The sequence below is a fragment of the Methylobacterium sp. NPDC097929 genome, from assembly GCF_049543375.1.
In the GTDB taxonomy this organism is placed as follows: Bacteria; Pseudomonadota; Alphaproteobacteria; order Rhizobiales; family Beijerinckiaceae; genus Methylobacterium.
Genome location: NZ_JBMVEP010000004.1, coordinates 300648 through 309588, shown reverse-complemented (window position 1 = coordinate 309588; position 8941 = coordinate 300648). Strand labels below are relative to the sequence as shown.

Below are 8941 nucleotides of genomic sequence, written 5' to 3'. Positions count from 1 at the left end.
GTCCCGAAAGGTGGCCGCCGGCTTTCGGAAAAAGACGATGCGAAACAAGAAGCTAGACCATCGTGCCGGATACGATATCCGGCACGATGGTCTAGAAACCATATGAGGCGTCGGCGCGCGGCTCGGCCGGTGCGCCGTCGATGGCCTCGCGGTGAGCGCCCTCAGGCGCCCATCTTCTCCACCAGCGCCTCGGACAGGGCGAAGTTGACGTAGACGTTCTGCACGTCGTCCTGGTCCTCGATCACCTCGACGAGGCGGATCAGCTTCTCGCCGGTCTCGTCGTCGACATCGATGGTGTTCTGCGCCTTCCAGATCAGGCCGGTGCGGCGCGGCTCGCCGAAGCGGGATTCCAGCGCCTTCGAGACGTCGCCGTAGGCGTCCTGCGCGCAGGTGACCTCGTGGCCGTCGGTATCCGAGCGCACGTCGTCGGCGCCGGCCTCGATGGCGGCTTCCAGCATCGCGTCCGCGTCGGCGACGTCGGCGGCGAAGGCGATCACGCCGACCCGGTCGAACATGAAGGCGACCGCGCCGGTCTCGGCGAGGCTGCCGCCGGACTTGGTGAAGGCCGAGCGCACGTCGCTGGCGGTGCGGTTGCGGTTGTCGGTCTGCGCCTCGACGATGAGCGCGGCGCCGCCGGGGCCGTAGCCCTCGTAGCGGATCTCCTCGTAGTTCTCGCCGTCCCCGCCCGTGGCCTTCTTGATGGCGCGCTCGATGTTGTCCTTGGGCATGTTCTCGGCCCGGGCCGCGAGGATCGCGGCGCGCAGGCGCGGGTTCATCGAGGGGTCCGGCGTGCCGAGCTTGGCCGCCACCGTGATCTCGCGGGCGAGCTTGCTGAACACCTTCGAGCGGACCGCATCGACGCGGCCCTTGCGGTGCATGATGTTCTTGAACTGGGAATGCCCGGCCATGGCGGGATCGTCTTCTCGTTCGGGCGGGCGGAGGGCTCCCCTCGCCAGGGATCCTCGACGCCGCGCGGGCTGTGTCGGGAACGGTGCTTATAGGCCGCCCGCGCCCACCGAAGCAACGCGGGGAGGGGCTGGTCGCCCGCGCGATGGCCGGTTCTCCCGCCCGCGCCGGGGGCGAGCACCGGATTCCCGCCGCACCGGCGGCCTCCGAGACGGTGGCGGTCACCGCGGGGGCGATGATAGACTTGCCGCGATGGACCTGCCTCGACCGGATAGGCCCCTGACGCCGCGAACGGAGAGCGGGATGCCGATGGAGACGCGCCCGACGGGAACGGCCGGCGCGCCGCGGCGCGGGGGCTGGCGGTTCGGCCTCGCCGCGCTTCTCGGCGCCCTGGCCGGCGCGACCCTGTTTCCGCGGCCCGCCAAGGGCGCTGCCTCGGGCGACGCGAAGGGCCGCCTCAGGGCTGATCCTGCGCCAGCAGCGCCCGGTAGCGGGCCGCCGAGCGGCTGACCACCTCGGCGGCACCCTCCTCGATGTGTAGGCCGAAGGCACCGTAGAGGCGCGCGAAGGCGCGACCCTCCAGCCGCGCCGCGATCCGCGCCACGCTGCTCCCGGAGAGGGGCAGCCAGTTGGGATAACTCCAGAGGAACGAGACCGACTTCCGGTCCGCCCCGACCTGGACGATGTCGCCGGACAGCAGCGCGCCGCGCCCCTGCGCCCCGTCGTGCCAGTGCAGCACGCTGCCGCCGGGGAAGTGGCCGCCCAGCCGCAGGAGGTCCAGGCCGGGGAGGATCGTCCGCTCGTCCTCCTCCCAGAACACCACGCGGTCGTCGGGGCGCATGACCCATTCGCGGTCGCGGGCGTGCAGGTAGACCGGCGCGTCGAAGGTGTCGGCCCAGTCCGGCATGGTCGTGTAGTAGTGCGGATGGGAGATCGCGATGGCCGACAGCCCGCCGAGCGCCCGCACCAGCGCCACCGTCGCCGGATCGAGCAGGGCGAGGCAGTCCCACAGCACGTTTCCGTGCGGCGTGCGGAGCAGGAAGGTCCGCTGGCCGATGCCGAAGCGGGGATGGGTCTCGATCTCGAATAGGTGGGGCTCGGCCTGCCGCCACGCATTGGCGTGGGCCGCGGCGAGGGCGTCCGGCGTGGTCCAGGTCTGGCCCGAGGCCGGCACGTATTGCCGCTCCTCGTCGCAAATCGGGCAGCGCCGCGGCGGCGCGGCGGAGGCCGGAAAGCTCGTCCCGCAGGTGACGCAGATCTGGATCGGCACGAGCCCGCTCCCGTCGGCGCCGCTCAGCCGCCGCGGTAGCCCTGGCCGTCCTCGGCGCGCGGGCGCTCGCGCGGCGGCGCCTCCTCGTCGCGCTCGGCGCCGATGTCGCCGGGCTCCGTCGCGCCGGGCGAGCGGCGGCCCTGGACGGAGGGCGAAACCTCGCGCGGCTCGTAGGTGCGGGCACCGGGCGTCTCGGCGGGATCGTCGGGCCTCGTCGCATCGGTCGGGCTCATCGCCGCCTCCAAAGGGCTTTCAGGACGTCGTCACCGGTCAAGACGAGCGGCGCGGGCCTTGTTCCCCGGGCCTGCCGAGAACCGGCTTGCGGTGCAGGCGGTTGCTCGGCCAGATGCCGTGAACGGCTGTCGCGCCCGAACCGGAAGCCCCAGGATGAACCGCTTCGCTCCCCCTCTCTCCCGCACCCTCTGTCTCGGCCTCGCCCTGGCGGCGTTTCCGGCCGCGGCGCAGGAGCGGCCGCTCACCCGCGCCATGACCTGCGAGGCCGTCAAGGCGCTGGTGGCACGGGAGCGCCGCATCGTGCTCGCGACGAGCCAGACCGCCTACGAGACGGTCTATTTCGAGAGCGGCGCCTGCCAGAACGAAGTGAGCGCCCGGCCGGCCTTCGAGCCGACGCTCGACGACCCGAACTGCTTCGCCGGCTATCGCTGCGTCCAGCGCAACAACGGCGACAACTCGGTGCGCTGAAGGCCGGGGGGAGGTGCGTCAGCTCCGCTTGAGCAGGCGCTTGGCCTCGGCCCGGGCGCGGTACTCGAACCGGGCGAGACGCAGGCGCCGCTCCAGGGAGATTAGGCCGGCGCCGGGCGGCACGGCGACGATCTCGGCGATCGTCTCGCGCTCCGGGTAGAGGCTCTCCAGCGCCGAACCCGGCAGCGTCGCGGAATCGAGGCGCTCGGCGAAGGCCTCGCCGTGGACGGCCCGGACGATGGCATCCTCCAGCACGAGGCCGGGGGCGAGGGCGCGCAGCCCCTCGTCGTAGGCGGTCTTGAGCAGGGTCGCGGTGCCACCGGAGACCAGGGCGAGGCTCGCGGCTACCGTGCGGCCGTCGAGGCGCAAGGTATCGGCCCGGACCGCGACGGGGCCGCCGTCGGGCCGGAACAGGGTGCGGGCGAAGCGCTCGGTCTGCGGGCGGCTGCGCAGGGCGGTGCCGGCCTCGCCCTTCCAGCCGGCGGCCTCCAGGGCCAGGAAATCCTCCAGCGCCCGCTCCAAAGCCGCGCCCTCGCTCGCACTCTCGACGCGCAGCGTCCCGGCCTCCTCGAGCCGGCGACGGCGGCGGCGCAGGTCCTTCAGGCGGCTCTTGTGCGGGTGGCCCGCGAGGAAGGCGTCGTAATCGGTGCGCCGGTCGAGCACGGGCCGCTCGAAGCGCGCCACGGTCCCGACCTGCCAGCCGGCCCGTCCCATCGCCGCGAGGAGCTCGGCGCCGAGGCGGGTTTCGCTCGCCAGGAGCGGCCAGCGCCAGGGCCGGCCGCCGGAGGCCAGCGCGAGGCCGGCGACCAGGGCGTCGAGCCGCTGCTCGAGGTCGGGGCCGTCGGCCACCAGCGGCGCGCTGGCGGTGACGTAGGGCGAGTGGAAGGGCTGCGCGAGCGCCGCGCCGAGGCCGGCGATGTCGGGGCGCAGGGTGAAGGGCAGCAGGGCGCCCCAGCCCGCGCCCTCGCGGACGACGACGGCCGAGAGGCCTGGGTCGCACAGGCCGTGGGCGCGGTGGGCCTCGATGGCCTGCCGGGCGTAGAACGGGTGAGGCGTGGCGGCGCGGGCGACGAGATCATCCCAGGCCGCCGGCTGTCCGGCGAGCACGGCCACCGGCTCGATGGCGGCGCGGCAGGAGGCGGCGGGATGCGCGAGGGCGGAGAGCGTCATCGTGAGGCGGCTTTCCGCGAGAGGCCGAGAACCGGCGTGGCGAGACCGTGGATCGCCCGGGCACCCAGGGCCATGGCGAGCCCGCGGCCGATCTGGGCTGCCGCCACTGCGAGCGCCGCCCCGGCGAGGCCGAGCCAGGGCACCAGGGTGAGGCAGAGGAGCGCGGCGAGCGCCAGCGCGGCCAGGGTGATCCCGGCGCAAAGCCGCTCGCCGCCGAGCATGGTCAGAACATCCTCGCCCGGACCGAACAGGCTGGCGGCCACGCTGCCGGCCACCAGGATCGCCAGCACCGGCAGGCTGGCGCGGAACGCCTCGCCGAACAGGCCGAGCAGCAGCGGCGCGACGGGGAGGATGCCGAGCCCGACGCAGGCGGTGGCGAGGAAGGTCCAGCGCGCCTGCCCCCGCACCAGCCGGCCGAGCCCTGCCTCGTCGCCCCGCGCCCGGGCGGCGGCGAGGCGCTGGGCGGTGGTGGCGGAGGCCGCGTAATGCACGAAGGCCACGAATTGCTGGATACGGGTGGCGGCGAAGTAGAGGCCCACGGCCTCCGGCGGCACGAGGAAGCCGAGGATCACCACGTCGACGAAGCCGAAGGCGCTCGCGGCGAGGTCGCCGGCGGCGATCGGCAGGCAGGCCCCGAGCCAGAGCCGCCAGCGGTAGAGGCGCGGGCCGGCGGGCAGGGCGCGGCGCAGGCGCGCCAGCAGCAGCGCGGCCTGCAGCGCCGCGGCGAGGCCGGTCGCGGCCAGCGTGCAGGCGATGGCGACCCAGGCCTCGGCCGGTGCCCCTGCGATTACAGCCGCCCCCATGGCCGCCATGATCAGGCCCTGGCGCAGCAGGTAGGGCGGCGCGATCGCCAGGAGAGGCCAGTTCTGGCTGCGCGCCACGCCCTCCAGATAGTCCTGGAAGGCGAAGAGCGGCACGACGAGGGCCGCCAGCAGGATCGGCGTGCCGTACGGGCCGGCGAGCAGGCCGCCCTGTCCGGCGGCCACCGCGAGCCCGGCCAGCGAGAGGGCGAGCCCGCCCGCGAGGCTCGCCAGGGCACCGCCGAGCAGGAAGCCGCGCACGCTGTCGAGCCGGTCGAGGGCTTGGTCGGCGGGCAGGAAGCGGCAGGCCCCCTGCGAGAGGCCGAGCGTCGCGGTGTGTCCGAGGATGGCGATCCAGACCCAGACGGTGGCGAAGATCCCGTACTCCGCCCCGCCCATCATGCGCGCCATGATGACCTGCGCGGCGTAGGCGAAGCCCGCCGCGCCGATCCGGACGGAAAACACCCCGAGCGCCGAGACGGCGGGCGTCGCGCGCAGCCGGGCCAGGACCGTTTCGAAGGGAGGCAGGGCCTCCGGCCGCCCCGCGATCATCTTGTCCGCTGCCATGGGGCGCCATCCGAACGGGGCGCCGGGCCGCGGAGGAGGCCGGCACGCTCCGCCGTCAGCGTAGAGGCGGCGGCGTTTCGGGCCGGTTAAGGCCCGTCGGCGCTACGGATCGCGTGTCGGCGCGGCGCCCGGCGTACCGGTCTTGGCTGAATCGGATTTGGCCGCGTCCGATTTGACGGCATCCGGCTTCGTCGCCCCCGGGTTGGCGGCATCGCCCTTCACCGCGTCGGGCTGCAGCAGCGACAGCGAGATCGCCCGCGTGGCGTGCTCGGCCATGCAGCGCAGGCCGAGATCGTTGAGCCGGAAGTGGCGGCCCAGCATGTGGGCCTCGCTGGTGCGCTGGGTCGAGAGGAAGCGCATCGCCGCGTAGCGGTGGACCAGGGGCACCGCCTCGCGGCGGGCCACGTCCTGCACCGTGCGCACCATCTGCGTGTAGTAGGCGTCGTCGGCCAGACTCTCCGTGAAGACGGGGTCGATGAGCACGATGTCGATGTCGTGGGACTTGATCCACTGCACCGACTCGTCGAGAGCCTCGCCGAAGGCCTCGATGTCGACGCGGGCCAGCGCGTCGTTGGTGCCGACCTGCCAGACCACGAGGTCGGGCTCCAGCTCGGCGACCATGGTGCGCAGCCGCTCGCCCGCCCCGCTCGCCACCTCGCCGGGAAGACCGCGGGCCTCGACCTCGACCTGAACGTCGGGCAGGGCCTGTTCGAGAGCGTTCTCCAGCTTGACCGGATAACTCGCGGAAGCGCCGAGCCCGGCCGAGGAGGAGCCGATCGCGAGCACGCGGACCGGCCGCTTCTCCTTGAGTGCGGCCTTGACCGCGTTGAGCCGGGCCAGGGTGTAGAGCTTCGAGCCCGGTACCCGGCACTCGGGCGACAGGCTCAGATCCAGCGTCTCGGCCGCGGCGGGCGGCGCGGCTGTCGTCGTCACGGTCTCGCCGCGTGCGGAGGCGGCACAGCCGAGACCCAGGCTCAGGCCGAGCCAGAGGATGAATCCGCGGGCGAGGCGGTGTCGGGCGCCTTGCGCGTTGGCCGCGGCCTGCGGGAACGCCATTCGACGAACCATGCGGTGAAACCCAGTGCAAACAGGCCGAAACCTACGACCGAAATGTCAACGATGATACCGCCGCCCGTTTGAAAGCGCACGAATTGTGCAGCGAGGCTCAACAGCGATCCCATCGAGAAGACCGCGAGGGAGTTGCGCCCCAAACCTGACAGAAACCGGGCAAGCGGGCCGAGCCGCGGCGCGACGAGTGCGTAGACCGCCTGGAAGGCCAGGATCATTCCGCAGAAGTGGATGAGCCGGGCGGGCGAGAGATAGGTCTTGTCGAAGGTGAACACGAGGCGCGGCTCCGGCGCCAGCATCGGATCGGGCCGCAACTCCAGCACCGCGAGGACGAAGCCGACGATGACGATGCCGATGCCGAGCGGCGTCAGGCGCCGCCACAGGCGCCGCAGGCGGTCGGATTCCCGGGTGGCCTCGTTCGCGAGGAAGCCCAGCACGAGCAGGAGCTGCCAGCAGAGCGGGTTGAAGAACCAGTCGCCCTCGCCGGGCCAGGAGGGGAAGTTCCACTCGAAGACGAGGCTCGCCCCGTAGAGCGCGAGCGAGAGCGCGAGCAGCAGGGTCCGGCTGACGCGGCCGATCAGCACCACGGCGGGCGCGATGGCGATGAGCACCACGTAGAGCGGCAGGATGTTGAAGAAGCCGAGCTGGTGCGTCAGCAGCACGACCCCGACCATGGTCTGGATCGGGTCGGCGAAGAAGCCGCCGGCATTGTGCCATTCGAGGATGAGCGGGTTGTCGAGATAGAGCGCGCAGGCGGCGATCATGGCGAGCGCGAGCGCCATGATGGTGATCTGAGCCCGGTAGACCTCGACGGTGCGGGAAAGCAGGCGCAGCACCGTCATCAGGCGCGGCTCCGGCAGGCCGTCCCGCCCGCGGGTGGCCAGCCCGATCGACCAACCGGCCAGGAACACGAACAGCTCGGCGGCATCCGAGATGCCGTACTGGGAGAAGGTGTAGCGCTCGAAGAAATTGCCGGGGATGTGGTTGATGAAAATCGTCACCAGCGCGAAGCCGCGCCAGAAATCGATCGCGTTCGGCTCGCGCATCAGGCTCCACGGTCCGGCGGTGTGACGTCGACGCGGCAGAGTCCCGGCCTCCCGCACGGGGGCCGCTGACGGCCGGCGCGGCGCCGTTCCGGGACCCGCGACCCGGAAGCGGAAGACGGCCGCCCTGATAGACCGCGTGGGGGGCGATTGGGAAGACGCGAGGCGATGACGAGCGTGCGACTCGGATCAGGAGCGATCCGCCTGCCGCAATCGGGGACGAGCGCCGCGCATGCTGCCATCGATCGCGCAGGAGCCGGTCATCCCTGAGCCTGCCTCCGCCTCCCTCCGATCGCGTGCAGTCACGACCTGGGCGTCGCCGCGATGACGGCGTGATCGCATGCCGTCCGCAAGCGCCTGCGCCATGGGGCAATGCCACCTCCGCGCAAGCCCGAAACGGATCGAAGAGGCGCCATCCCCGCATCGCACCGAGCTGCCGCTACTCCCGGCGCTGCCCAGGAAGATTGTTCGGGCCTGCGCGGCTCTCGGACCCTCCGTGCGAATGCGGCGGCGAGACGGCCGCACGGGTCTGCCGACCCGAGATCTGCATCATCGGCGGCGCGCTTCCAGCCAGACATGCTTGCGCCAGGTCGGCGGCAGAAGCCTGTCGCCCAAACCGTGGCGCTCCTCCAGGCTGAGCAGGAGCCGCTGCGCGGCCGACTTGCGCTTGCGGCTCTCGTAGGCGGCGTTGACCGTGAACACGGCCACCGGGTCCAGTCCCAGAAGCTCCGGCAATGCCCGAAACTCGGCCAGGGTATATTCCCGGTGATGACCGAGAAACGGGTTGCCGTCGTGGAAGAACGGCACGAAGCGTTCGTGCACGGTGCGCCCGGCGAGGAGACGCAGGCGCATCTCGATCCGGGCGATGTTCGGTGTCGAAAGGCAGAGACGCCCCCCGGGCTTGAGGCTGGCCGCCATCGCCGCCAGAACCGGTTTGGGCGAATGCGCGAAGTGTTCGATCGTCTCGAAGGCGGCCGTCGCATCGTAGGCCGCCGGGGGAAGCCCGGTCGCGAAGACGTCTTGGCGCTCGATACGGATTCCGAGGCGGTCGAACAGCTCCAGGCGCCGCCGCACCTCCGCGACGAAGCCCGGCGCCGTGCCCGGGTCGGCATCCAGGTAGGGCAGCGTATCGACGACGCTCACCTGCGTTCCGAGGGCATGTGCGACCACGAGGTAGGCGGAGGTGCTGCCGCCCACGTCGCAGAGCCGTCCGCCCGGTGCCGCCGCCAGCGCGGCAGCCACCTGCATGCGGGCGCTGATGGCGGGCTGGTCGCCCAAGAGGCTCAGAGCTTCCCGACAGGCCGAGCGAAAGTCGGCCGATGCGATGCCGCGACGTCTCAGCACGCGCGCGACGGCCGGGTGCAGGCCGCCCTCGCGGCCCCCCGATCTCCGCGTCGGCAGGACATCGGCAGCGC

Annotated in this window: 9 protein-coding genes; 1 reads left to right on the top strand and 8 read right to left on the bottom strand. The window is 72.4% G+C overall.

All coding sequences use genetic code 11. The features are described from left to right. Positions 1–161 precede the first annotated feature (161 nt). The 3 genes from ACPCJR_RS13985 to ACPCJR_RS13975 all read right to left on the bottom strand — a co-directional run bounded on the left by ACPCJR_RS13985 (position 162) and on the right by ACPCJR_RS13975 (position 2409). Positions 162–908, bottom strand: coding sequence for a YebC/PmpR family DNA-binding transcriptional regulator (locus ACPCJR_RS13985; RefSeq protein WP_391512682.1), 747 nt, complete (start codon positions 906–908; stop codon positions 162–164). A 455-nt stretch (positions 909–1363) separates the two neighbouring features. Beyond that, positions 1364–2176, bottom strand: a complete 813-nt coding sequence (locus ACPCJR_RS13980; RefSeq protein ID WP_391512680.1) for an MBL fold metallo-hydrolase — start codon at positions 2174–2176, stop codon at positions 1364–1366. A 23-nt stretch (positions 2177–2199) separates the two neighbouring features. Further along, a complete protein-coding gene (locus ACPCJR_RS13975; protein WP_391512678.1) occupies positions 2200–2409 on the bottom strand; it encodes a hypothetical protein in 210 nt (69 codons plus the stop codon). 154 nt (positions 2410–2563) lie between these two features. Here ACPCJR_RS13975 and ACPCJR_RS13970 point away from each other — a divergent pair, with 154 nt between their 5' ends. After that, positions 2564–2878: a hypothetical protein gene (locus ACPCJR_RS13970; RefSeq protein ID WP_391512676.1), complete on the top strand. Its 315-nt coding sequence runs from the start codon at positions 2564–2566 to the stop codon at positions 2876–2878. Between the two features lie 18 nt (positions 2879–2896). Here ACPCJR_RS13970 and ACPCJR_RS13965 read toward each other — a convergent pair whose 3' ends face one another. The 5 genes from ACPCJR_RS13965 to ACPCJR_RS13945 all read right to left on the bottom strand — a co-directional run bounded on the left by ACPCJR_RS13965 (position 2897) and on the right by ACPCJR_RS13945 (position 8804). Further along, the gene (locus tag ACPCJR_RS13965; RefSeq protein ID WP_391512675.1) at positions 2897–4048 is read right to left on the bottom strand and encodes a GNAT family N-acetyltransferase; all 1152 of its coding nucleotides are present in this window, start codon (positions 4046–4048) and stop codon (positions 2897–2899) included. Further along, positions 4045–5415 (bottom strand): lipopolysaccharide biosynthesis protein, encoded by a 1371-nt coding sequence (locus ACPCJR_RS13960; protein WP_391512673.1) that lies wholly within the window; start codon positions 5413–5415, stop codon positions 4045–4047. Before ACPCJR_RS13960 ends, ACPCJR_RS13965 begins: the two co-directional genes overlap by 4 nt. A 102-nt stretch (positions 5416–5517) precedes the next feature. Further along, a complete protein-coding gene (locus ACPCJR_RS13955) occupies positions 5518–6471 on the bottom strand; it encodes an SGNH/GDSL hydrolase family protein (RefSeq protein ID WP_391512671.1) in 954 nt (317 codons plus the stop codon). Next, complete coding sequence (locus tag ACPCJR_RS13950) at positions 6390–7529, bottom strand: OpgC family protein (protein WP_391512669.1); 1140 nt, start codon at positions 7527–7529, stop codon at positions 6390–6392. The genes ACPCJR_RS13955 and ACPCJR_RS13950 overlap by 82 nt, the downstream gene beginning before the upstream one ends. Before the next feature lie 546 nt (positions 7530–8075). After that, positions 8076–8804 (bottom strand): class I SAM-dependent methyltransferase, encoded by a 729-nt coding sequence (locus tag ACPCJR_RS13945; RefSeq protein ID WP_391512667.1) that lies wholly within the window; start codon positions 8802–8804, stop codon positions 8076–8078. Positions 8805–8941 lie beyond the last annotated feature (137 nt).

Coding starts and splice junctions, on each gene's coding strand:
- ACPCJR_RS13950 (WP_391512669.1), bottom strand. CDS start 7,529: ATGCGCGAGCCGAACGCGATCGATTTCTGGCGCGGCTTCGCGCTGGTG.
- ACPCJR_RS13965 (WP_391512675.1), bottom strand. CDS start 4,048: ATGACGCTCTCCGCCCTCGCGCATCCCGCCGCCTCCTGCCGCGCCGCC.
- ACPCJR_RS13975 (WP_391512678.1), bottom strand. CDS start 2,409: ATGAGCCCGACCGATGCGACGAGGCCCGACGATCCCGCCGAGACGCCC.
- ACPCJR_RS13960 (WP_391512673.1), bottom strand. CDS start 5,415: ATGGCAGCGGACAAGATGATCGCGGGGCGGCCGGAGGCCCTGCCTCCC.
- ACPCJR_RS13970 (WP_391512676.1), top strand. CDS start 2,564: ATGAACCGCTTCGCTCCCCCTCTCTCCCGCACCCTCTGTCTCGGCCTC.
- ACPCJR_RS13985 (WP_391512682.1), bottom strand. CDS start 908: ATGGCCGGGCATTCCCAGTTCAAGAACATCATGCACCGCAAGGGCCGC.
- ACPCJR_RS13955 (WP_391512671.1), bottom strand. CDS start 6,471: ATGGCGTTCCCGCAGGCCGCGGCCAACGCGCAAGGCGCCCGACACCGC.